At 36.3% G+C, this 23,645-nt stretch carries 25 protein-coding genes; 4 read left to right on the top strand and 21 right to left on the bottom strand.

Translation table 11 applies throughout. The annotated features are described in order from the left end of the window. Positions 1-636 precede the first annotated feature (636 nt). The 6 genes from JOC86_RS25235 to JOC86_RS00275 form a co-directional block, all read right to left on the bottom strand. Entirely contained in the window at positions 637-867 is a 231-nt protein-coding gene (locus JOC86_RS25235) for a YfmQ family protein (RefSeq protein WP_419095985.1), read from the bottom strand. Then, positions 791-2,227 carry a MocR-like pyridoxine biosynthesis transcription factor PdxR gene (gene pdxR / locus JOC86_RS00295; protein ID WP_205167797.1) on the bottom strand — a complete coding sequence of 479 codons (1,437 nt, stop codon included), beginning with the start codon at positions 2,225-2,227 and terminating at the stop codon, positions 791-793. Before pdxR ends, JOC86_RS25235 begins: the two co-directional genes overlap by 77 nt. 24 nt (positions 2,228-2,251) lie before the next feature. Further along, positions 2,252-2,446 (bottom strand): hypothetical protein, encoded by a 195-nt coding sequence (locus JOC86_RS00290; RefSeq protein WP_205167796.1) that lies wholly within the window; start codon positions 2,444-2,446, stop codon positions 2,252-2,254. Positions 2,447-3,272: 826 nt separating this feature from the next. After that, complete coding sequence (locus JOC86_RS00285; RefSeq protein WP_239587319.1) at positions 3,273-5,120, bottom strand: LTA synthase family protein; 1,848 nt, start codon at positions 5,118-5,120, stop codon at positions 3,273-3,275. A 4-nt stretch (positions 5,121-5,124) separates the two neighbouring features. Continuing rightward, a complete protein-coding gene (locus JOC86_RS00280; RefSeq protein WP_205167795.1) occupies positions 5,125-6,726 on the bottom strand; it encodes an aminotransferase class V-fold PLP-dependent enzyme in 1,602 nt (533 codons plus the stop codon). A gap of 226 nt (positions 6,727-6,952) precedes the next feature. Continuing rightward, entirely contained in the window at positions 6,953-8,002 is a 1,050-nt protein-coding gene (locus tag JOC86_RS00275; protein ID WP_205167794.1) for an NAD(P)/FAD-dependent oxidoreductase, read from the bottom strand. A gap of 344 nt (positions 8,003-8,346) precedes the next feature. Here JOC86_RS00275 and JOC86_RS00270 point away from each other — a divergent pair, with 344 nt between their 5' ends. The 4 genes from JOC86_RS00270 to JOC86_RS00255 all read left to right on the top strand — a co-directional run bounded on the left by JOC86_RS00270 (position 8,347) and on the right by JOC86_RS00255 (position 12,219). Then, positions 8,347-9,192 (top strand): ABC transporter ATP-binding protein, encoded by an 846-nt coding sequence (locus JOC86_RS00270; RefSeq protein WP_205167793.1) that lies wholly within the window; start codon positions 8,347-8,349, stop codon positions 9,190-9,192. Then, positions 9,143-10,063 (top strand): iron-hydroxamate ABC transporter substrate-binding protein, encoded by a 921-nt coding sequence (locus JOC86_RS00265; RefSeq protein WP_205167792.1) that lies wholly within the window; start codon positions 9,143-9,145, stop codon positions 10,061-10,063. Before JOC86_RS00270 ends, JOC86_RS00265 begins: the two co-directional genes overlap by 50 nt. Before the next feature lie 141 nt (positions 10,064-10,204). After that, positions 10,205-11,215, top strand: a complete 1,011-nt coding sequence (locus tag JOC86_RS00260) for a FecCD family ABC transporter permease (RefSeq protein WP_205167791.1) — start codon at positions 10,205-10,207, stop codon at positions 11,213-11,215. Next, the gene (locus JOC86_RS00255; protein ID WP_205167790.1) at positions 11,212-12,219 is read left to right on the top strand and encodes a FecCD family ABC transporter permease; all 1,008 of its coding nucleotides are present in this window, start codon (positions 11,212-11,214) and stop codon (positions 12,217-12,219) included. The genes JOC86_RS00260 and JOC86_RS00255 overlap by 4 nt, the downstream gene beginning before the upstream one ends. A 266-nt stretch (positions 12,220-12,485) precedes the next feature. Here JOC86_RS00255 and JOC86_RS00250 read toward each other — a convergent pair whose 3' ends face one another. The 15 genes from JOC86_RS00250 to JOC86_RS24505 form a co-directional block, all read right to left on the bottom strand. Next, complete coding sequence (locus JOC86_RS00250) at positions 12,486-12,743, bottom strand: hypothetical protein (protein ID WP_205167789.1); 258 nt, start codon at positions 12,741-12,743, stop codon at positions 12,486-12,488. 320 nt (positions 12,744-13,063) lie between these two features. Then, on the bottom strand, positions 13,064-13,219 hold the full coding sequence (locus JOC86_RS00245; protein ID WP_205167788.1) for a DUF1540 domain-containing protein: 156 nt from the start codon (positions 13,217-13,219) through the stop codon (positions 13,064-13,066). A 144-nt stretch (positions 13,220-13,363) separates the two neighbouring features. Then, entirely contained in the window at positions 13,364-14,095 is a 732-nt protein-coding gene (locus JOC86_RS00240) for a (2Fe-2S)-binding protein (protein ID WP_205167787.1), read from the bottom strand. A gap of 11 nt (positions 14,096-14,106) precedes the next feature. After that, positions 14,107-15,150 carry an iron chelate uptake ABC transporter family permease subunit gene (locus JOC86_RS00235; RefSeq protein WP_205167786.1) on the bottom strand — a complete coding sequence of 348 codons (1,044 nt, stop codon included), beginning with the start codon at positions 15,148-15,150 and terminating at the stop codon, positions 14,107-14,109. Then, positions 15,143-16,171, bottom strand: coding sequence for a FecCD family ABC transporter permease (locus tag JOC86_RS00230; protein WP_239587318.1), 1,029 nt, complete (start codon positions 16,169-16,171; stop codon positions 15,143-15,145). The genes JOC86_RS00235 and JOC86_RS00230 overlap by 8 nt, the downstream gene beginning before the upstream one ends. 93 nt (positions 16,172-16,264) lie before the next feature. Next, entirely contained in the window at positions 16,265-17,290 is a 1,026-nt protein-coding gene (locus JOC86_RS00225; protein ID WP_239587317.1) for an ABC transporter substrate-binding protein, read from the bottom strand. 181 nt (positions 17,291-17,471) lie between these two features. Continuing rightward, the gene (locus tag JOC86_RS00220; RefSeq protein ID WP_205167785.1) at positions 17,472-18,878 is read right to left on the bottom strand and encodes a bifunctional metallophosphatase/5'-nucleotidase; all 1,407 of its coding nucleotides are present in this window, start codon (positions 18,876-18,878) and stop codon (positions 17,472-17,474) included. A gap of 35 nt (positions 18,879-18,913) precedes the next feature. Further along, positions 18,914-19,039: a hypothetical protein gene (locus JOC86_RS24870; RefSeq protein WP_275583351.1), complete on the bottom strand. Its 126-nt coding sequence runs from the start codon at positions 19,037-19,039 to the stop codon at positions 18,914-18,916. A gap of 95 nt (positions 19,040-19,134) precedes the next feature. Continuing rightward, positions 19,135-20,589, bottom strand: coding sequence for a YcdB/YcdC domain-containing protein (locus JOC86_RS00215; protein ID WP_205167784.1), 1,455 nt, complete (start codon positions 20,587-20,589; stop codon positions 19,135-19,137). Beyond that, complete coding sequence (locus JOC86_RS00210; protein ID WP_205167783.1) at positions 20,574-20,945, bottom strand: hypothetical protein; 372 nt, start codon at positions 20,943-20,945, stop codon at positions 20,574-20,576. The genes JOC86_RS00215 and JOC86_RS00210 overlap by 16 nt, the downstream gene beginning before the upstream one ends. A 310-nt stretch (positions 20,946-21,255) precedes the next feature. Continuing rightward, positions 21,256-21,795 carry a GNAT family N-acetyltransferase gene (locus JOC86_RS00205; RefSeq protein ID WP_205167782.1) on the bottom strand — a complete coding sequence of 180 codons (540 nt, stop codon included), beginning with the start codon at positions 21,793-21,795 and terminating at the stop codon, positions 21,256-21,258. Between the two features lie 59 nt (positions 21,796-21,854). After that, a complete protein-coding gene (locus JOC86_RS00200; RefSeq protein WP_205167781.1) occupies positions 21,855-22,058 on the bottom strand; it encodes a hypothetical protein in 204 nt (67 codons plus the stop codon). Then, positions 22,055-23,032 carry a serine hydrolase domain-containing protein gene (locus JOC86_RS00195; protein ID WP_239587316.1) on the bottom strand — a complete coding sequence of 326 codons (978 nt, stop codon included), beginning with the start codon at positions 23,030-23,032 and terminating at the stop codon, positions 22,055-22,057. Before JOC86_RS00195 ends, JOC86_RS00200 begins: the two co-directional genes overlap by 4 nt. A gap of 86 nt (positions 23,033-23,118) precedes the next feature. Then, positions 23,119-23,313 carry a hypothetical protein gene (locus tag JOC86_RS00190; protein ID WP_205167780.1) on the bottom strand — a complete coding sequence of 65 codons (195 nt, stop codon included), beginning with the start codon at positions 23,311-23,313 and terminating at the stop codon, positions 23,119-23,121. A gap of 6 nt (positions 23,314-23,319) precedes the next feature. Then, a complete protein-coding gene (locus JOC86_RS24505) occupies positions 23,320-23,487 on the bottom strand; it encodes a Fe3+ hydroxamate ABC transporter substrate-binding protein (protein WP_239587315.1) in 168 nt (55 codons plus the stop codon). Positions 23,488-23,645: the final 158 nt, after the last annotated feature.

The raw sequence follows: 23,645 nt of genomic DNA, 5'->3' as shown, positions 1-23,645 counted from the left end.
AGTTGAAAATAGAATAGGTGAAGTTGAGTATTAAACAATAAAAGTGAAAATAAAAACCCAATCCTTGAAAATAAGCTTCACGTTTGGCGCAGTCTTTAATCTAGTTTTCTGCCCGCTTACTAAAGCAGGATGGAAGGAAAAAAGAAAACCCTGATTCTCTCATACGGAATCCTTCCAGTTAGCTAATAGTTCTGCCAAAGCATTCAATCGGGGACCCTACGTTGGAGTGGTTTCAATGACACCAAAAATGAATTTGGCTTATGAAAATTTATAATTATACCCAAAAAGTTTTTCCTAAAAAATAAGACACATACCACCAAATTCATTTCATATATAGTAAAGAGAAATTAATTTCATTGAAAAGGAGGCCATCAAATGTTTGTTGAAGTCGAAAAAGATGTACATATTTTTGTACAAGATATTAACCCTGGACCGGATAGTAAGCCTATTCGCAAATGATTTAAACAAAGCTCTTATACAGTTTTTACATACTTAATTCAGGCACGACAACTTTTTGACAAAAAGCCAAAAAGAAATGAAACCATCAAACCTATAGCTTGATGGTTTCATTTCTTTTTCTGGACTATTAGAAGCATTTAATAAAATTACCCCTCCAATTATTAATACTAAGCCCAATTAATGTAATATTACTAAATGGGTGTCGCCATAATAGTACACAACGACTTTTTTACTGTATTGCTTAACAACATCTACATGTGTTTTATAGTCAAACAGGTACAGTTTAATGTCCCTTTTTCTACATGTGCAATGGATTTTCAACCCCCATTGCTTATTTTTCCTGCATTCGGAGGGATTCAGCAAATCGACTAATTCCCAAGTCAATTCTCTCTTCGTTCTCCCGGGCATAGGTGAATCTCACATATCCTTCTCGGGATCCCATGGATGAACCTGGAACAAATATAACTCCCTCTCTTATTGCATCTTCTAATAATTTGGTTTCATTAACATTCCTATTAAGCTTGCACCATAAATGGATTCCTCCTTGAGGAGAGTTGAATTCCACCTGGTCCCTTAAGTATGATTGAAGACTTCGGATCATCATATTTCGACGGCTCTCTAAATTTTTTAAAAGCCTAGTGAGATGCAGGTGGAACTCTTTTGATTCTAAAAATTCGTTAGCAACCCACTGAGAAAAGCTTGCATGGCCAAAATCGACCTGTTGTTTGGCATCGGCCAGTCTCTCAATTACCGCTCTCGGTCCAATGATCCAACCTATTCTCAGTCCCGCAGCTACAATTTTGGACAATGAACTGATATACAGGACATTTCCTGTTTCATCCATTGATTTCAGCGTGGATATCTTTTTTCCGGAAAAAGAAGTGATGCTGTATGGATCATCTTCAACAATAGGTATACCTAACTCTAAAGAAATTTCTATAATTCTCTGCTTGTGTCTGTCTGACACTGAAACACCGGTTGGGTTTTGGAAAGCAGGGTTTAAGAAAATCATTTTCACACGATGTTTCTTGTATAACCGGACTAATTCTTCAGGGTCCATACCGTCTTTTTCTACAGTCAGCAGATAGGTGTTGACACCAGCTGACTTAAAAATCTGCAGATTGTAATGGTAGGAGGGGTCCTCCAAAACGACTGCATCACCGGGCTTTAAGAGACACTGAACAATAAGGTGGAGGGCTTGTTGTGCTCCTGATGTGATTAGGATGGACTCAGGGTTTGTTTCTATATCCCGATAATCTTTCACATGTTCTTTTATCGTTCTTCTAAGAATCTCGTTACCCAATGGATGATCATGACCTAAATTTCCGATAAACGAACGAGTGGACGTTAGTTTCCTTAATACCTTTGATGGGAAAAGATCAGGAGAAAGTTCCCCGCTTGCTAGATTGATCATATCTATTTCTTCTGCTTCTTTTCGAATCCTTTGTACAACTGGATGATTAGGGAGAAAGGAGCCGGACTCAATATATCGGTTCCAACTGGGAACCCTCTTTTTGCTCATTCCCCATATATCCTGGCTAATCGTAGTTCCGCTCCCTCTAGTCCTCACAATTAAACCGTCGGCCTCGAGTTCGTCATATGCTGAAACCACCGTGCTCCTGTTTACTCCAAGCTCTTTAGCCATTTTTCTTTCAGATGGCAAGGGCTTATCCGCTGGAAAGGTACCATCTGCTATTCCGTTTTCGATATATTCAGCGAGTTGTTTATACAACGCTTTGTTGGCATTTCGATCTGGCTTCCAGTCCATTGAAAACATCCTTCTAAAATTCTTTTAAGATAGAACTAAATAAAGACCCAAAGCAATTAATGCTAAAATGATGATGACTGCATAAATCAATGTTAAATTAACTGTATTTCTCTTCGAAGCTCCTCTATAATTCTCATCGCCATTCCCCCCGGCAATGACCAAAGTGGAAACGACTGATATAAGTAAAACAATTACGACTATTGCAATGAGGAAGAACATTGGGCACCTCTTTATCATTTTATTATACTGCACATACACTATTTTAAAATAGGATCCACACTTCCGAACCATCCAATTATATTAAAAATTCACCATCCACTTCTCATCTATCTGTTTTCCATATATTTTAATTACCTTACTATCGGAAACAAATATTTAATTACCTCGCCTAATAGAAAATGAGAAATAAGGTGTGCTGCAGCATCCCTCAGCTTTTAACAAATTCAGATTTAAATTAATTAATGGTAAAAGACTTGATACCAGATGAAAGTTCAAAGGATCGATCCGTTATTTTATATGCCCAATGCACTTTTATTCACTTCTAATCAAAATTTTTCACCAAATAAAATAGCCCTCACCCCCAAGATTTTTTATCTTGAGGACGAGAGCTTGTCATTAGCGTTAGTGGCACCACCACAGTTTATTAACATGTCACCAGGCTAATCTCTTCAGGTACGGCAAAATGGCTTATACCCTATCTCTATAACGGGAGATCCCGTCGTACCATCCTTAAGCTAATAGCATAATTACCTACGAAGCTCCAAGTCTTTTTTCACTAAGTGCATTATTACTCCCTTTCAGCAAATAGGAGCTCTCTGTCAATAAGGATATTTCACTACTCTTCTTTTCATTGCTTTTAATGATAAATTTTTGTTATGATCTAATGAATTTTTTCCGTAAACATTTGTTGTTATTTAAAAACTTTCCGCTCCAACCAATCTTTTCACAAAAATTCATGTTTTAAAACAACAACAATTTAAAAAACAGCCTTTCTATATTACATAATTCACATCACAAATAAATGACGAATTTATTGAAAAACCTGTTATTCCACTACAAATCGCAGCAAATCACCAAATATAATATTATCCGACAATTCCAATTCGTGCCGAACCGTTTCCATATAAGGCTCACATTTTTGCATATTGACCATTATGCCATCATTTTTGTCGTAGCAGATATTATCTTTGTATAGATAATCCTTAGCTACAAAGCTTCCGTCCCGGAAAATGACAGGGTGGTCCATATCACGTGTAAATAGATTATGTCCGAAAGAAAAGCTGTTCTCTGATTTTATTCCTAATAAATGAAGGAGTGTAGGACGAATATCTATTTCGCCTCCTTGAGTCGTAATCGTTTCTCCTTCTTGACCTGGCACATGAATGATTAACGGAACCTGCTGATGCTTCATATAATTGGCCATGTTTTCTTCTTCACCTATTAGCTCATTCAAACCGTCTTCATATTTCTCAGATATCCCATAGTGATCTCCATGAAGGACAAATACGGTATCTTCGTACATTCCCTTATCCTTCAAAGTCTGAAAAAATTTCTTAATTGATTCATCCAAATATCGAACAGTCGTAACATAACGATTTACAACTTCTTCTTCCGTGTCTGCTTCATCGATAAACGTATCCTCTTCTTCCAGGAGAAATGGGAAATGGTTGGTTAAAGTAAGGAATTTTGCATAGTATGGCTCTGGTATCTCCTCCAAGTATTCGACAGACTGCTGGAAGAAAGGAATGTCTTTTAAGCCATAGTTAATCGAATTATCGTCTGTTACTTGATAATCTCTTTTAGAAAAATATTTATCGTAGCCTAATGAATCGTACATGATATCCCGATTCCAAAATGTTCGCACATTGCCATGAAAGGTTGCGGCATAATAATCTTTATTTTCCTTTAATATATGCGGCAGACTATAAAACGTATTTTCTGGCCTTCTGACAAAAACAGATCCGCTTGCCAAAGGATACAATCCGGTATCGACCATGAATTCAGCATCAGATGTTTTTCCTTGAGCTGTTTGATCATAGATCTGACTGAAATAAAAACTGTTCTTCACTAGATCATTCAAAAATGGGGTGACCTCTTTTCCATTTACTTTTTGATTAATCACGAAGTCTTGGGTAGATTCCATGCTTATAAGCACAATATTTTTTCCTTTTGCTATTCCAAATAAGTCGGTTCGTTTCGAGTCCTTTGATTGAAGATACTTTGTAGAAGCGACTGCATCGGATTCCGTTACAAATATTCTCTGAAGCGGAGCCGTAACCCCAAGTGCAATATCATAGAGGTGATAATTTAAGGGGCCTAATGATTTCACCATTTGTTCACGATCATACGACTCAGAAAAAAGATGATTAGACTTTACTAGGCCCAAGCAAACCGTTATAGCTATTAAAAGCGTACCAGTAGCTACGTACTTCTTTTTAGACTTGCTCTTGACTGTAAATTTAGTTGATTTCGTTTTGATCAGAAACCATCCAATGACAAATAAATCAATAAATAATAAGACATCCCATGGACTCATTAATTCGACAGTACTGGCACTTAAACCGCCGACATTATCAAATTGAAACAGGATTGGTGCTGTAACAAAGTCTATGTAAAAACGAAAATATAGTAAATCCCCATATAGGATACCGGTACCTGCTAGTAATAAGACAAATAAAACGAATCGGTTTACCCGCTTAGTAAAATAAAAACTAAAGCCGAAGACTAATAACAAAGACCCAATAGGACTGAACACAATTAATACGATATCCAGAAAAGATTGAATGGTAAAATCAAATCCTACAAACGATACAATGACGGTTTTTATCCATAAGATACAAGCGACAATAAGTGTAAGTTTCATTCCTGATGTTTTTTGCAAATTTTCAAACATATGACTATACCTGCTCTACAACTTGACTTATAAATTGCTTTATGATGGTGAATGCCTTCTCAATTTCAGTCATTGTCATATTTCCCATTAAAGCAAGCTGAACCCAATTTCGTTTAAGTAAATAATCACTTTCATAGCTAATGATCATTCCGTTAGCTTTCATTTGATCCCCGACGTCTCTCGAAGAAATAAAATCAGGAACGGGAATTGTGATAATACCAGGAGAATAATCCTCATCTCCCAGGATTTCAAGTCCAGCATTTTTGAGCTTTCGTCTAACAACTGCAGCAATATACCCTCGATAATCTAAATCGACTCTCTTCACCGCTTCATGCAAAGCTGCGACTAAATTAGATGAGTGTGTATATGGGATACTATTTGTCATGGCATATTGACCAAGATCTAAATATCTAGGAATTTGTTTATCAGGTGAGATCGGCTCTTGGTGAAAAACAATTGCTAATCCCGGATAAGAGCTTAACCCTTTCCCGCTTACTGTGCTGGCTAAGTAAACATCTTGAAAGTTCACTGGAACCACCCCAACAGAGCTGCATGCATCGACACAAAGCTTCACATTGTGCTTTTTCGTAATCTGCTGAATCTTGGTTATATCGTACAAATAGCCTGTAGATGTCTCGCAATGCACGGTCCAAAGCCAAGTGATATCCGGGTGCTGCTTAAGAACGTCATCAATTTCCCCTCTTGTAATTTTTTCGTTCCAGCTTTTTTCTATTGTATAAAAATCCACCCCAAACCTTTCTGCATGATCAATGAGACGATGGCCAAATTCTCCATTTGAAAGGATGAGACCTTTGCCAGGGATTTTTGTTAATTGAGCCGAAATTAAATCATTAGCTAGGGTTCCAGTCCCAATGACAATTTGTACATTGTTTGCGTTAACTAGCTTGCAAAGTTTTAAGCGAACTTCTTTCATTTCCTCAATAAAATCATTGGAGCGATGTGAAATCGATTCTTTTCCAAATGCATTTTCCACCTTTTCATGGACTGGCACTGGTCCTGGTAGGAAATTCATTTTTTTAGTTGGCCTTGATTTTTGAATCATCATCTTTTTAAAAGCTTTTGTAGTGGTCTCAAATTTCTCTTTTGTTAAATACATTGGCTGAAACATTGCCTCTTCCGTTCCAACCATTGGACCAAATGATTCAAAGCCCATCCTCTTATATAATCTAATTTGACGGTCAGTTCCTGAAATGAGAACTAAATTATAGTCCATTTTCAAGCAATAGTTTACTAGTGAATCGATTAGCTGGTAGAACACCCTTGTACTGCGAAATTCTTTCTTCACTGAAAGCAAACGAACTTCACAAGGATTAGCTAATGGAGGCATATATCGATCCAAGTCGTTGACCTTTTGATCTAAGGAAAACGGTCGGTTAGCACGTACGGCCACCATCCCTACTACTTCGCTTTCATTTTTTGCAATTATGTATGTATTCTCATCATCAAATTTATCAACTAAATGACCATTCTCGTTTTGCCCGTGCTGCGGGATTTCTTCTACAAAAGTTTGGTAATTTAATTTATATATTTGCCCTAATTCATCTGGTTCAGATGCTATTTTATATGTCAATGTCGTTTTTCTCATGTTTTTACCCCCTCTGAGCCAAAATCAACTTTATTGCTATAATCATTCTAGCATAAATTTTGTTAATTAATGGTTTAATATTTCCATATTTTTTGATGAAAACGATCATAATAAGGAAATATAAAAAAGAGCTACGTTCTGTAGCTCCTTAATGGAAAAATTATATAGTTAATAAAAATAGAATATTACTTCGACTACTCCATCGTTTGATCCTAGTATCTTTAGATTATTTAACCAATTGTTTCACTAAATCTCGATTGCGCTCTTTAAAGACTTCATTATGAGAAGATACCATAGCCATTTTAGATGCGTCAGGCTGAATGAATTGTTTTGCTTTGTTTACAGCGTTTGCTGCATCTTGAAAAGCACCGGCAATCAGATGTAATTTTCCTTCATGCTTTAGAATGTCCCCGGCTGCATAAATCCCATCTATCGATGATTCACTATTCGTACTCCCCACAATATAAAAATTATCAGCCATTTCGATTGGTAAATCGCTATTATTAAGTAATGTTGAATCTCGATCAAACCCATGGTTGATCATCACTTCATCTATAGGTAAATATGATACCTCTCCCGTTTGGTGATTCGTTAATTCCACACGTTCTATCACTTCATGATTCTCACAAGCGATCAGCTTAGTAATCGAGGTATGTAAGAAGCATGTAGCTGAACTATTCATAAGCTGGGTTACTTGAGCTTCATGACCAGATAAAGCCTCTTTTCTATAGGTTACATAAACTTTTTTGGCTATAGGCTCTAATTCGTTTGCCCAATCAACAGCGGTATTGCCACCACCTGAGATGATCACCGTTTTATCTTTGAAACGTTTTAACGACTTCACTGTGTAATTTAAATTGGATACCTCGAACCTCTCTGCCCCTTCAATGTCTAGCTTTTGAGGATTCAAAATTCCACTACCTACTGCGACAATAACCGTCTTAGTAAAATGCTTTTGACCGGAAGCCGTCTTCAATACAAAAATGTTTTCCTCATTTCGTGTAATCGTTTCTACTTTTTCATTCAACACCACTTCTGGGTTAAATGTTAAACCTTGCTCTACCAGCTGTTCAATTAATTTTTCTCCTGAAATCGGGGTTAGCCCGCCAATGTCCCAAATCATTTTCTCTGGATATACATGAACTTTTCCGCCTAATTGTGGTTGATATTCAATAATCTTTGTTTTCATTTCTCTTAGTCCACTGTAAAAAGCAGAGTAAAGCCCTGCTGGACCTCCTCCAATTATCGTTACATCAAATAATTCTGGCTGTTCCATTTCATTCACTCCTTGATTATAAGAAAAGCTGAAGCACCTTGAACAGGTTCCGTATAGCATAGGGTGAGCCTCACAGGGTTATATGTCTCGAGGATCTAGGCGCTGGAGCTTGACACTGATAAATCTTTTCTAACCGTATAGTCTCAAAAAATTTTATTCTTTCTTATCTTTTTTAAAAGGAATTGATTATCATTCTCAATTAAATATACATGATTTCTTTCCGTATGACAATAGCAATGGCTATTGACAATGGTTTAAAAGAATTATAGTATTTAATTGTTCGATATTGATAATCATTATCACTAGTTTGATAGATCATTATTTCAGCAAATGGAGGGAAAATAATGGTTCGCCTATATACAAATGAATTAAATATTGGTTACGGTGAACGTTTAATTGTAAAGGATTTAAGTGTAAACATTCCTGACAAGCAAATTACAACGATTATCGGTGCCAATGGCTGCGGGAAATCTACATTATTAAAGGCGATTACTCGCATTATTTCGCAGCAATCTGGAACGGTCTTTTTAGACGGAAAAAATATCTCAAAAGAAAATACAAAGGTACTCGCAAAGAAAATGGCGATTCTTCCACAAACTCCTGAAAGTGCAAGTGGGCTAACAGTTGGTGAACTGGTATCTTATGGTCGTTTCCCCCACCAAAATGGCTTTGGGCGATTAACGAAGAAGGATTATGAAGTGATTCACTGGGCACTTGAGGTAACCGGTACACAGGAATATAAATATCGTCTTGTCGATTCCTTATCTGGCGGCCAACGCCAGCGTGTTTGGATTGCAATGGCTCTTGCTCAAGAAACGGAGATTATTTTTCTTGATGAACCGACCACCTACTTAGATATGGCCCATCAATTAGAAGTTTTAGAACTTTTGCAGAAATTAAATGTTGAACAGGGACGCACGATTGTAATGGTTCTCCATGACTTGAACCAAGCGGCACGTTTTGCGGACTATATCATTGCATTAAAAGATGGAGAAATCGTAAAAGTTGGTAACTGCGAAGAAGTTATAAACCATAACGTCCTCAAAAAAGTATTTCAAATTGATGCTGAAATCGGAAGAGATCCCCGAACAAACAAACCAATGTGTATGACGTACAACTTATTAAAAGGAGAACATAAAAATGAAAAAGCTATTGATACCATTCCTGCTGCTATTAGTGTTGGTTATTAGCGCTTGTAGCAGCGGCTCATCAGAAGGAAAAAGCAATTCTACTGAAAACGAGAAGAAAGAAACGATAACATACGAATCTGAAAATGGACCAGTCGAAGTCCCTGCTGACCCGCAGCGTGTTGTTGTCCTGTCCTCTTTCGTAGGAAACGTAATGGCTCTTGACGTCAATCTTGTCGGAGTAGATTCGTGGTCTAAAATGAATCCACGTTTTGAGAAAGAATTAAAAAATGTGGAAGAAGTAACGGATGAAAGTCTAGAAAAAATGATCGAATTAGAACCAGACTTAATCATTGGTTTATCCAATATTAAAAACTACGATAAATTAAGCGAAATTGCTCCTACTGTAACCTTTACATATGGAAAAGTCGATTATCTAACCCAACACATTGAAATTGGAAAGCTATTAAACAAAGAAGATGAAGCAAAAGCTTGGGTTGATGATTTTAAAAAGCGTGCGAATAAAGCTGGAGAAGACATTCGTGCCAAAATTGGTGAAGACACAACGGTTTCTGTCATTGAAAACTTTGATAAGCAGCTATATGTTTACGGTGATAACTGGGGGCGTGGAACAGAAATCCTTTACCAAGAATTCAAATTAGAGATGCCTGAAAAGGTAAAAGAAATGGCTCTTAAAGAGGGCTATTATGCATTATCTTTAGAAGTGCTTCCTGAATATGCTGGTGACTATGTCATCCTTAGCAAAAACAAAGATACGGATAATTCATTCCAAGAAACAGATACATATAAAAATATTCCAGCTGTTAAAAACAATCAGCTATTTGAAGTAAATGCGAAAGAATTCTACTTTAATGACCCTATCACATTAGACATGCAACTTGATTATTTTGTTGACATTTTCCTAGGTAACTAATATAACAATGAGGCTATTCCAAACATGGTGTCCCAAGCCAGTTTATATAGAAGAAATACCCCTCCTATATAAATTGGTTCCGGACCTTTTGGAAAAGCCTCTTCCTTTATACTACTAAAAAAGAAAAGATGAGAGACTGTGATGACTAAAGAAAATCAACGTTCAATCCCCTTTCTATTTAAACTAATGGCATGTCTTATACTATTTGTTGGCATGTTTATTGTTGCTATTGTATTTGGGGCGGCTGACACCACTGTCAAAGATGTTTGGTTAGCCCTATTCTCTGATGTAAAGAGTGATAGCATTTCTATCATCCGTGAAATTCGCTTACCACGAGAAATAGCAGCCATTTTTGTTGGAGCTGCTTTATCTGTATCGGGGGCGATTATGCAAGGATTAACGAGAAATCCTCTTGCAGATCCTGGTTTACTTGGTTTAACGGCCGGAGCAAATGCGGCTCTTGCTGTGACGATTGCTTTTTTTCCTTCAGCTAATTACTTCGGGATTATGATTGGTTGTTTTATCGGGGCAGCTGTAGGAGCCATAATGGTTTTTGGTATCGGTGCGATGAAAAAAGGCGGTTTTTCCCCGCTTCGAATTGTATTAGCAGGTGCAGCTGTGTCAGCATTTCTTTTTGCGATTGCAGAAGGAATAGGGATTTATTTTAAAATTTCAAAGGATGTCTCAATGTGGACAGCCGGTGGAATCATCGGGACTTCCTGGGGGCAGCTTTATGCCATTGTCCCTTTTATTTCATTGGGAATCCTCATTTCACTTCTCCTTTCTAGACAACTTACGATCCTAAGTTTAAGTGAGGAAGTAGCTGTTGGATTAGGTCAGAAGACGATTTATGTCAAAACCATTCTATTTATTGTCATCATTTTATTAGCCGGTGCTTCTGTTGCAATAGTTGGAAATATGGCATTCATCGGCTTAATGATTCCACATATCGTTCGTGCCATTGTTGGAACGGATTACCGTTTTATTATCCCCATCTCGGCTATCATTGGGGCTGCTTTTATGCTTGCTGCTGATACACTCGGGCGTACGATCAATGCCCCCTATGAAACACCAGTAGCGGCCATTGTTGCCATCATGGGGCTACCTTTCTTCTTGTTCATTGTACATAAAGGAGGTAAAGCCTTCTCATGATTCAACCATCACTACTCAAAAAACAAAGAATCATTTTAGCTGTTTTATTTGTTCTTATTTTGATCACTATTACGATTGGTACAGGAATGGGCTATTCCTCTGTCTCCTATGACAGGCTGATTCCAACCCTTCTTGGTCAAGGAACATTTAAAGAAGAATTTGTATTATTCTCGATTAGATTACCGCGAATTATTATTACACTTTTAGCGGGTATGGCACTTGCCTTATCAGGATCTATTTTACAAGGGATAACACGAAATGATTTAGCTGATCCTGGTATCATCGGGATTAACTCAGGAGCAGGTGTGGCGATTGCCGTTTTCTTTTTGTTCTTCCCTATAGATGCTGGATCATTTGCTTATATGCTTCCACTTGTCGCTTTTATTGGTGCATTACTGACTGCAACTTTAATCTATGTATTTTCTTATAATAAAAAGGTTGGGCTTCAGCCAGTCAGATTGGTGTTAATCGGAGTTGGATTTTCGATGGCACTTTCTGGAGCAATGATTGTTCTCATTTCATCTGCCGAACGTGCTAAGGTAGATTTTATCGCAAAATGGTTAGCAGGGAATATTTGGGGAACCGATTGGCCATTCATTTTGGCGATCCTTCCATGGTTAGTCATCCTGATTCCCTTTACTTTATTCAAAGCGAACCGATTAAATCTATTGGGACTAAGTGAACCTGTTACCATTGGTGTTGGTGTATCAATTGAAAAAGAACGGATCATCTTACTATTAACTGCTGTAGCTTTAGCAGCTTCTGCCGTTTCTGTCACGGGAGGAATTGCGTTCATCGGACTAATGGCACCACATATTGCCAAAGCTTTAGTAGGTCCGAGAAATCAATTATTTATCCCCGTCGCGATTTTACTTGGGGGATGGCTATTATTACTTGCAGACACCATCGGACGAAACATAATAGAACCAGATGGAATTCCAGCAGGGATTATGATCGCATTAATTGGTGGTCCTTACTTTATGTATTTATTATTGAAAAAATAAGAGGTTCAGCTAGATTTTGGTTTGTATGCTAGAAGCAGAAAACCCTTTGATAATAGTTTATCAAAGGGTTTTCTGCTTCTTTTATAAAAATATTAAAATAAAATCATTAAGTTCATTTGCATAAATCTTGACTAGGCTCATAAATTTGAATTTTGACTCATAATCTTAGGGAATTGGCTCATAAGTCCCGCGTCCCTTTATCACTTGAAGTTAGGCGCATAAATCTTGACTAAGCGCATATCATCCTATTCCCTGCTCATTATCATTTACTTATTGGATGGAACTCTATGTCCCTTCTTTTTTTCATTAAATAGCTGGTAATGGGCCTTTCCTACTTTTTCTTCTATATAATCAAGGGAAAATTCACCCAATGGATCAGCTAAGTCCCCGATTGCCCGTGAAAGGTTATCAATCACTGACCTAATTGTTTCAAACTGTCCATGATTTTCCTGAAAATTCATCTCATCCATTATTTCATGAGCAAGATGTTGAATTCGTCGTAAACGGGTTTCCTTTGTTTTCATGACTTATTCCTCCCCTGTATTCCAACCTATATGGTCTAATATATGAGGAACCATCGGGGTTCATGAGTGGAAGTGTTCCAATCGGATTGTTTCTTTTTACAAAACTTTTATAACATCATTTCTTTTTTCCTATACCAATTAATATAGAAATTTCAAAATACCTGAATGAAAATGATTTTTATTATCAATACTATAAGTAGGAAAGGGGCTAGCCCATAACCAAGGAGTCAAAAAACCACAACTTCATTATATAGAAGAAGCTAGCAAAAAACTCTTCTATATATTGCGGTTCCGGAATCCTTTGGGACAGCCCCTAGAATTTAAGCTTCTGGAACAAATGTTTTACAATCGGTTTCTTCACTATTGGATGCTTTATCGCCTTTATGACTTACTACATAAATAGCATCTGCTTTGCATTTGTTTCCAGAGCCCCAATATTTACAGTTATTCACTTCGCATAGAACATCTTGTGCCATATTTCTCACACCTCCTCTTTTCTTAGCATTAACAAATAGATCGCAGCTAATACTTTAAATTTGGTAAGCGTGAAAAATCGGGTCGTGCCAAGCACGACCCGATTTTTGTCGAATAGTTTTAAATTTCATTGTTCATACATTATTTCATTTTGTCTGCTTACGTTTAACTGGACAATTGCTACAATATCCGATTCCTTCAACACCTTTTTCTAACCTATAGTACATACAACAGGTTTTTCGATAGGGATTTGATTTAAGTTCCTCGCCTATTTTTAAAAATTTTTTTATAGGGTTTTCTTTCAAATTAAACAAGGCACCATTCGCATTTTTTAAGAAATGAAAGTCGCTTTTTAATCGTTCAATTTTTACTGGATCTAATTCTTTTTCTAGTGTCTTCCTGTAAATCGAGTTAATACGAATTGCTACATTTTCCCATAAAATTGATAATGAAACTCGCGATGATTGATTCAATATGTTCAAGAAAGGAGTAATATGTAAGGAAAAGAGATCATGTAATGCCTTTTCACGCCATTGTTCTCTATCCATGTGATCCATTTCCCACCATTTACACGTCATCGACTGAATCGATAATTTCCGTTCATTACTTAAAGCACATGTATATATCGATAAACCAGGTGCACAGTTGAATTTAACTATACAATACAATGTAGACGACACAACTAGAAATGCATACCTTTTTGAAACCATTGATGCTGTAACGGCTAAATTTGGAGCATTTATCTCATTCATTTGATTTTGTAAAAATGTTAAGCATTTTTCTCCCATTAGCAATTCTGATACCATGACCTTCTCTGTCCCGGCATCTTCAATAGAAATATCGAAATTTTTCAGTTCTTTCATCACCATATTGTTCATTTGTATCATCCTTAAAATGAATGTCGATTTTTTATTAATAAATAAATAAAGAAGGGTGCGCCGATACCGGAAGTAAAGACACCTGCTGGAATGTCTAACGGATAGAAGGCAGTTCGGGCGATCCAGTCTGCTAGTAAAACTAACATAGCTCCGATGCCTGCTGTCGTAATAAATAGTAATGACGTATGATGACGTACGATCCTTCTTGAAATATGCGGTGTAATTAGTCCGATAAAGCCTATTCCACCAGCTACTGCAACCGATAACCCGCAAAGCAATGCACTAAACAACAAAAATAAGATTTTAAACCTCTTCCATTTTAACCCTAATTGAATGGCAACAGAATCACCAAAACTATATAACTCAAAATCGCGTTTTAACCACAGAATAATGAAAAATAAGATACTAAACGAAACGAATATGGATATCGTTTGTAACCAATTGACCCCATATAAGCTCCCTGTCAGCCATAAATATGCCCGTTCAGAAGAAAATGAAGCGGATGTGACAAGGATATACGTGATAAGTGCATTTGAAATGGTGGCTAAACCGATCCCAATTAATACAATTCGATTTGCAGTAATGAATGGATGTAATGAAAAAAGGTAAATAATAAAGAAAGTAATAATTGCACCAATAACAGCAAAGACTGGTGTCCATTGAACACCCATGGATTCACTGAAGTAGGTTAAAAATAGGACCGCACTTACTGAAGCGCCTCCGGTCACACCGATGACATCCGGTGAAGCCAATGGATTTCGAATAATCCCTTGAACAATTAATCCAGCTACTGCAAGTGATGCACCTACAATCATCCCCGATAATACACGAGGCATCCTTAATACTCCTAATGCAAATTCATTCTCAATTGGTGCTAAATGAAATATATAATGAATGACTTCACTTAGAGGTATAATAGTATCGCCGACCATCAACCCTAATAAAACGACTAGTAGCAAACTAACTAAAACGGTTACCGTTTTATAAAAATCTTTTTTCGTTAGAAAAAATGACATCTTCTCATTTTTCGACCGTACAATCCAACGATTACCCACGCATACGCCCTCCTTTAAATGCAATATAAATAAAGAACGGCGCGCCAATAAATGCTGTTATGACACCTAAAGGAATTTCTGCAGGTGGATTGATTAACCGCGTACAGATATCTGCCACTAATAAAAAGATGCTTCCTAGTAAAATCGAATATGGCGTCAACCAAACATAGCCATTACCAACAAGTGTTTTAGCTATATGCGGGATAATTAAACCCACAAACCCAACATTTCCAATGACAGCTAATGAACCACCCGCGAGTACTACCATTAAAATAAGTAACGCTAATTTCATGACCATTACTTTTTGACCTAATCCTTTGGCAATGCTTTCACCAGACGCATAGATATCCATAGACCGTCCTAGAAAACACGTCACAATCATTGAGAATAGTAATAATGGCATCACAGCTAGGATCATCTCCAATGTCCTGCCACTAATCGTCCCTGCCATCCAAAATAAAACGTCATTCATTCCTTTTTGATTCATTAATAAAATGATTTGCGTAAAGGAGACAAACATCGCATTGACAGCAATTCCAGCCAAAATGATTTTTACTGAGGTTGTTCCTGAATAATTTACCGAACCAAGCAAATAAACTAAAATAGCCGCTACAATTGCCCCTAAAAAAGCGAAATAAACAATGATATTTAAATCCGACACTTTAAATAAAACAACGAAAATTACAATAAAAAAGATCGAACCAGAATTAATCCCTAATACACTTGGAGAACCTAAAGGATTGCGTGTCAACAACTGACTGATCATTCCGGCAACTGCCAACGAAGCACCCGTAACGACCGCTATTACCATTCGTGGAAAGCGTTCCTTCCAAATAACGATATGTGTTAAATCATGTTCATTAAATGATGTTACCATGCTGTAAAGATCTGCTAATTTATAATGGGTATGACCGAACATTAAACTCGATAACATACAAATGAATAATAGGATCACTAACAAAAATAATCCAAGTATCTTCCCCTTACTATGATTAAGTTGTACCATTTCATCACCATTCAATTTTTTTACTAAGTCATTATTAAAGAAAACCTGCTTCAATAATGAACAGGATTGTTCACTTCTAGCAGGTTTTCTATTGTCATAAGTTCATCCTTATTTTCTTAATTCAAACATTTCATATATGCTGTCAAGCATTAAATTCGCTGATTGATAACCGGCACCTTGATTCCAGTAGACTTCATCAACTTGGAATACCTTCTCATTCTTCACAGCATCAAGCTCTTTCCAAAGCGGATGATTAGTCCACTCTTTATAGTTTTTCTCCACTAGTTTAGAATCTTTAGAAGCATTGAAGTTAAAGATTACATCTGCATGTAAATCAGAAATTCTTTCCTTAGTCGTGATTTTTTCTCCCCATTCTGCCCCTTCAGATCCTTTAGGACGTTCAAGAATTTCAAATCCTAATTCCTTTAAAATTGATCCACCATAGCTATTATAGTAAACACGCATATGATCGGAACGGAAATTAGTAATAGTCGCTTTAATAGGCAATTTGTCGCCCATTTGTGATTTAAAATCTTTTACTCGTTTATCCCAAGCTGCTAATAATTCAGCTTCTTTATCTTGTTTATTGAGGGCATCAGCCATTAATTTCAACGTATCCTTCCATTCATAAACAGTATCGTCCATGATTGTAGGAGCGATTTTAGATAATTGCGGATAAATTTTCTCATGACGAAATGTAGAAGCAATAATGAGGTCTGGCTTCAATTTCGATATTTCTTCTAAGTTCGGCTGCAGCTCCTGACCAACGACTGTTGCACCTTCTAAATCGGATCTTAAATATTCATAAATTGGTAGTTGGTTCCAAGACTCGACAATCCCCACCGGCTTAACACCAAGAGCTGCAGCTGTATCATTAGCTCCTTGATATAAAGTTACGATTCTTTTGGGTGTACCTTTAATCGTTGTCTCACCTCCAGCATGTTTTACCACACGCTCCTCTTGAGATGAAGTTGATTCCTTCTGCTCACTACTTGTTTCTTTGTTGCCACACCCTGCTGCAAGTAGCATCAGTGCTATAACACATGAAATCATTAAAAATAACTTGTTGCTGCGAAACATAAGCACACTCCATTCCTGATAATGATAATCGTTTTCATTAATATATCTTACCATTATTTAAGGAAATGTGTAGGGGTTTTCTTCCGATTATTAAATTATTTCTTTTTCATTCTTAGCCACTTGACAATACATCCTCCTTTTTATATCGCTTTTACTTTAAATCCTGGTCTTTACCAAAATAAAAGACGCTCCTCCATTTGGAGAGCGCCTAATTTTAAGGATATTGATTTGATCTCTAACCGTTTATTGAAGTAGCTACCGTAAATTCACTGCTCACTCTCCACCTATTTACGAAAACCCTTTCAATAAATTCTGGTCGATTCGCATATAATCTGATAACATCACGGATTTCTTCAGCACGATACTTTACATTTCTGTTGTGTGCAAGCGATGGGTACCCCGAGCCACGCTGTAAATAATCAGAGCTCGCTACAGTATACCACCTTTCATCTTCTAGAAGTTGATCCCCGATGTACATTCCAATGATTCCTTTTCCATCATGAACGATCTTCGCTCCTGAGACATGCAGCCTTCCTGCGTATTTCCCCCTAAATCCTGGACCTTTGCCATCTGCAAGACATATCTGTGTATCCAGTGATAGACCTAAAGCCAATTTGATGTTTTTTCCTTTTATTTCAAAGGAAGTAGGATTTAGTGGTGAAGGACAAATTTCAATTAACTTTTTATTCGAAAGACAATCGAAGGCTCCTGCATTGACGATTCCACTGTTGATTAATCCAATATCACAATTGAGCATATCTTTTAAACCATCAGCAATTAAGTTCGAAATCGGGTTCTCCTCGATCACGTCATGCCACAGTGGCTGGTGGATAGCGTAAAGCGGCCGGCTCAAAACTTCAACCGCTTTCACTTTATTTGTTTTTAAAATCGATGTAACCCTTTCATCCATTTCATAAGGACTGGTAGAAATTGTACCAGAATGAAGCAATTCAAGCTTATCATTCTTTACTTCTAGCTCCAAAATTCCAAGATACTCTCCATAACAGCCTGCACTATTAATGATAGTCCCGTTTATTATTTTCGCTTCAGAATATAGCTGATGGTCATGAGAAGATATAATAACGTCGATACCGCTCATTTCCTCTGCTAGCTCGGTATCAGCAACAGTACCGATATGATTTAGAACGATACATAGATCATATTTTCCATGATTTCTTTTTAATTCTTCTGCGATCGCTTTTTTATAAGAAAGAATATGTACACCAAGACCATCATTGAAATCACTCAAATCAGGTGACGATCCAGTGATGAGGATACGAAGACCTTTTTTTACAATGATCGCACTTGAAACGACACCATTGACCTTAGTTTTTTCCTTTCTAAGCAAATTGTTGCTAATGAACGGGAACGGGCTGATGGAGGCCATATGTTCGAGTGTATCGATGCCATTAAACATTTCATTATTCCCAATCGTCAATGCGTCATAACCGACACACTCTAATAATTCAATTGCTGCCGCCCCTTTCGTACCTTGAAGCTCAATGCTTTTAAAGTCAGCGAAATCTCCAGCATCAAGAACAAGGGTGTTGTCATCCCTATACTGATTAATCAGCGTAGCAGCTCTTGAGAAATTTTCAAAATGACTATGTAAGTCATTCGTATGCAAGATCTTTAACTTCATGATTTCCCCCAATAATTTTGTCTTTTTATCTTTTATTACATTCGGAATTTCATTGGAAATTCCTGCATAAAATCATCAAAATTTTGATTGAATGTGATCAAAAATGATTGAACAAATGATGGGTGAAGGTTTTCGAGTTGTTTCTCTTTTTTAAAATTCATTGTGAGTGCTCCATTAGATTCGCCGTGGCCAAATTATTCAATTTTATTGGTCCTCTTACAAATTTTGAATCTGAACCGACGATACTGGACCAATTCTAGAGCTTTTTAATTATTTTCTTCCCAGTTTGAGCATCGATAAAGGACAAATCTCCTGATAATCTCGGATAACAGGGGGCATATGCCAAGGTAAAATAAGACTCTTTATTATCTAAATATTCCTGTCTCCATTGAAGCTCAATGTCAAATTCGCCACAAAAAATTTCTCTTGCTTCGGAAGAGGATACAGCTGGATTTGCAGTTACTTTCGACAAGGCTTCTATTAGGATATTTGGACCCATGTAATGATCAATAATTCCAGTTGTTCGCTTCACGCTAATTCTGACCGTTCCGAAACGAATAGGTATTTTATTGTAAAAAAGACGAAACTCATAGTGATAGAGGTCGTTGTTAGCTTCTTGACTACTTTTATTTACTACTAATCTAAAAAATTGTTCTGCTGTTGGATGGAGGCAAAATAAAAACTGCAATGCTATCACTTTACATTCTTGATATGTCAGCGACTTTTCACCTTTTCTTTCTAGAAACGACATAATCCCGTGGATGTTTCCTGTTTCATTGTTCCGGATGATTTTCAATGTGTGGTCATTTCTTCTTTTGAAATAGTCTTCTATTGTTAATCCATTTTCATCATACTCGTTGTCGTTTTTTAACCGCCAAACGACTCCTGTGACATCCCCCATATCTTGTTCACGAACTTTTTGAAAGTTATTTTCATTAAAACCAATTAGTTCATTTAAAGAAACATCAGTCTCTTTAGGTTTAGTGATTTTTTCTAATCGTTCTTCAATCTTATCTTCCTCATCATACTCTAATGTTTTCTTATCCCCATTAGCTGGATAAAAACGAAAAGGTAGAGATGGTTCATACACCAAATGTGGAAGATTATCGCCTTCAACATAAATATCACTGCTAAGTTCTGATATAAGTAATTCGATATCAAGTTCAGTTAAATATTCTTTCATAACCGTTTCTTTATCTACGATTGAATCAGGCATTTGTACATTTTCGGCATTTCCATAATAACGGTAGCTAGTAATCTCCCCATTGACAGCAATGTCGATATTAAAACCTGAAAAAGGAAGTGGAAGATTAAGTTCAGTTTGAACATATGAGAGTCTATACTTTTTTTCTCCGGTTTTTTTCCATTCTTCCAAGGTGAATGATTTAAGTGCGTCAGGATGTTGACCTTTAACAAATTCTAAAGCCATCTCACTTAATTGTACCTCTGAGTACTTTAAGGAGCTCTCCTCAGAATTTGTGTACTTACTAAAATTAATCAAACTCCCATCATCCACTTTGAGTTCGACAAAGATGCCTAGTTCCTCATTATCCTTATGCTTCCATGCGAAAATAGCGACTTGTGCTTCTTTGTTTATTTCTTCAATCATGGGCTCATATTCTTTTGTCACATGACCAATCTGCATTGCTCTAGTTCTTAATTCCTCTAAAAGCATAGTTCTCCACTCTTTCTTCGTTATATTTTTTTCCACATCTTTTTCAATATGTAAACATAACCTGCTAAAATAATATTCATGACAAGAAATACATACACATACAATAGCCAGATTGGGACCCCGATATCATTTAAAGAGCCTAATGTATTTATCAAGATTACTGTTAATAAAGCAATTATGAGGATAAACTCAATACCATGAACCAATTTTTCTTTCATTGACATTTTAGCAAGATTATCTTTAATTATTTTGCGGTGTTTTACAGCTCTAAGGCTCAAATAGAACAATATTGGAATTGTTATATATTCTTTTAGAAAGAATAAGACGATTAATCCTGCTATTAAAATAAACCATTGAATTCTTTCATAATAATAATCAATAAACTGAATCAAAATAATTTCACACCTTTATTTTGCTTTGCAAGAAAAAGAGGATGCTATTATCTAGAAACTTAAAACATATTAAACGAACAACCCATGCTATTAAATATAGTTCATGGTTCGTCCATTCCTGCAATGTTTCCGGCGAATTGAGTCATGGTGTTAATCAAAAATCGCCATTTTTTAGTAAGTCTCTTTTATTCCTATACGATTCCAAAGTTAAAAGTTTCACAACCAATTTCTTATAGATTCTTCATATAAAAAAGCGCTTCGTAACATACAGAAACGCTTTTTCCACAATAAAAAGAATGTCCCACAACTCTCAATCATTAGGATTAATAATCGCCAACACCTGATGATCTTTCCATTTTCCATTGATCTTCACATTTTTAATCGCGATACCTTCCTTATGGAATCCAGCTTTCTCTAACACTCTAATGGAACCAATATTATGGGGCATGACGCCAGCTTCAATACGGTGTAAGTGAAGCTTTTCAAATGCGTATTCAACCATTAATTTTACAGCTTCGGTCGTATACCCTTTTCCATTGTACTTTTTATCTAGAAAATACCCAATGAAACAATATTGAAGGGAGCCGCGAAGAACCCCAAATAAATCGATGATTCCAATCAGATGATTGTTATCATTCAGAAAGATCCCATATTTATAATCTTTATCTTCTTCTGCTGATTTTTGAGCATCTAGGATGGACTGCTTTTGGAAATCTAAAGTATAAAAATTCTCGTCACGTACCATTGCAAACTTCTCAAAGAAATCACGGTTTTCTAATTGAAATTGAATGAGTTCTTCAGCATCTGCTTCAGCGAAGGGTCTGAGATAAATGTTATCACTTGTTAGCAATCAATCTTCCTCCAAACTTTTGTTTCACAAATTTAAAATAATTCTAGTAAACTGATTTACTAGTTCTTTCGCTGCTTTTTTACTTTCATTAATCCAATTGAGCTTACTAGAATAAGTATTAGTAAGATCACAATATCAATCGAAAAAAATGATGGCTGATGATTGGATTGACTATATCCATATAGTTTTACAATCAATCCAATAAAAGAAAATACTAAAAGGAAGAGAAAATATCTTTCTTTTACTTTGGGATTATTTTTCATGACCTGATCTCCAAACGATTTGATGGAATTTGTTCGCTTCTATTGTCTTTTAAAGAATCCAATAATAGGCTGTTGAATGCGAGCTGGTCTTCCTGATAGTGATCCGTATAATGATTTAACATTCTCACTCCAACAGCATTATGTTTTGGAAAAACAACGCAATGACAGCCTGCAGCGCCTGTCGCATAATACCAATCATCTTGATGGTACCAGCCTAAAATGCGCCTTTTAGGATCTTGTAATCTCATGCCTTCCATTAAATCAAAGACTTCTCTTGGTATTATTTGAACACCATTGATCTTCCCTTTTTTCAGGTGGAAGTTACCCCAAAAAGCCAAATCTCTAGAACTTGTATATAAATTTCGTTCATGGCCATCGTTGGATTCGATTCTTACAGATGCATACCCATCTGCAGCCTGAAAATCACAAACAAGATTTTCTTTCGGTGTAGTGACCCATTCCGTATTCACCCATTTAAGGGGCTTTAGGATTTTTTCACTAATAAGCTGTGTAATGCTAGAACCGGTAATTTTCTGAATAATTTTACCTTGAAGCTCTTCCCTTTCCATTCGAGAAGCTCCAAAGAATTTAGCCCCTGTGGCCATACATAAATCTCGGATCGTTATCTCTCCTAAAACGTCTTCAGGAATATTATCTATCATTTCATGTACAGCTGTGTCAATGGGAACTTTGTTTTCAACGATAGCAATAGCGAGTGCAGTACAAATATAGGTCTTTCTAGTTGAATAAATATTAAATAATGAATCTTCCGCTACTTTTCTTGCCCCTTTTTTAAAATGATGATTTCCTTCATACCATTCCGTGACGATTTTATCATCCTGAATAACCACAACTGACGCAGCTGATGAACCAAATTCTGTTTGCGCTTGTTTTACATAAGAGTACAGTCGTTCAAATTTCTCAAAGCCATTTTGAATAGCTACCACCATAAATCGATCCCCTTTTTGCCCCATTTATAGAACATATATTCCATATCAAAATAAGGTAATCCTCTTAATCTATTAAAAAAGCTAAAAACTCTTTTCGGTCAATTCGAACATTACTGAGATTCTTTCTTAAAGAAATTTGAGGATAAAATCATAGCAATTCCAAGGGACATGTATGTGACTGCTAATCCTTGTTTTGGAGCAATAGAAGAATACCCTATTGGTCCAAGAAATGAAAAACAGCCAAATATGAAATAGAACAATCCAAGCCATATCGTTATTTTCCCAACTAGAGTATGCTTTCTCATTTCATGTCACCTCTTGTTATAACAATCTTCACATATAAATTTCCCCTCATTTTGCAAATAAGCTTTTATTTCAGTCATTCCTCTTCGTTTCGGAAAAATCATTTTTACATAAACTACATCATTTCCTTTAATTTCTTTCTTACATTCGATACATTTTGGTGTTTGGGAAAACAATTGTAATCACTCTCTCTTATCCCTTTGTAAACAATTCCTTATTTGGAAAATTATTTATAGTTCAAAATTAACATAAACCTATTTTTTCTTCTACACATCCTAAATAATTGATCAAACGGGTGCCTTACAAAGTCAGTCTACAGTACGATGGAAAATAT

Origin of the sequence: Rossellomorea pakistanensis (genome assembly GCF_016908495.1) — a bacterium.
GTDB lineage: Bacteria > Bacillota > Bacilli > Bacillales > Bacillaceae_B > Rossellomorea > Rossellomorea pakistanensis.
Note: the sequence above shows the minus strand (reverse complement) of the source record. Positions and strands in the feature narration are given on the sequence as shown.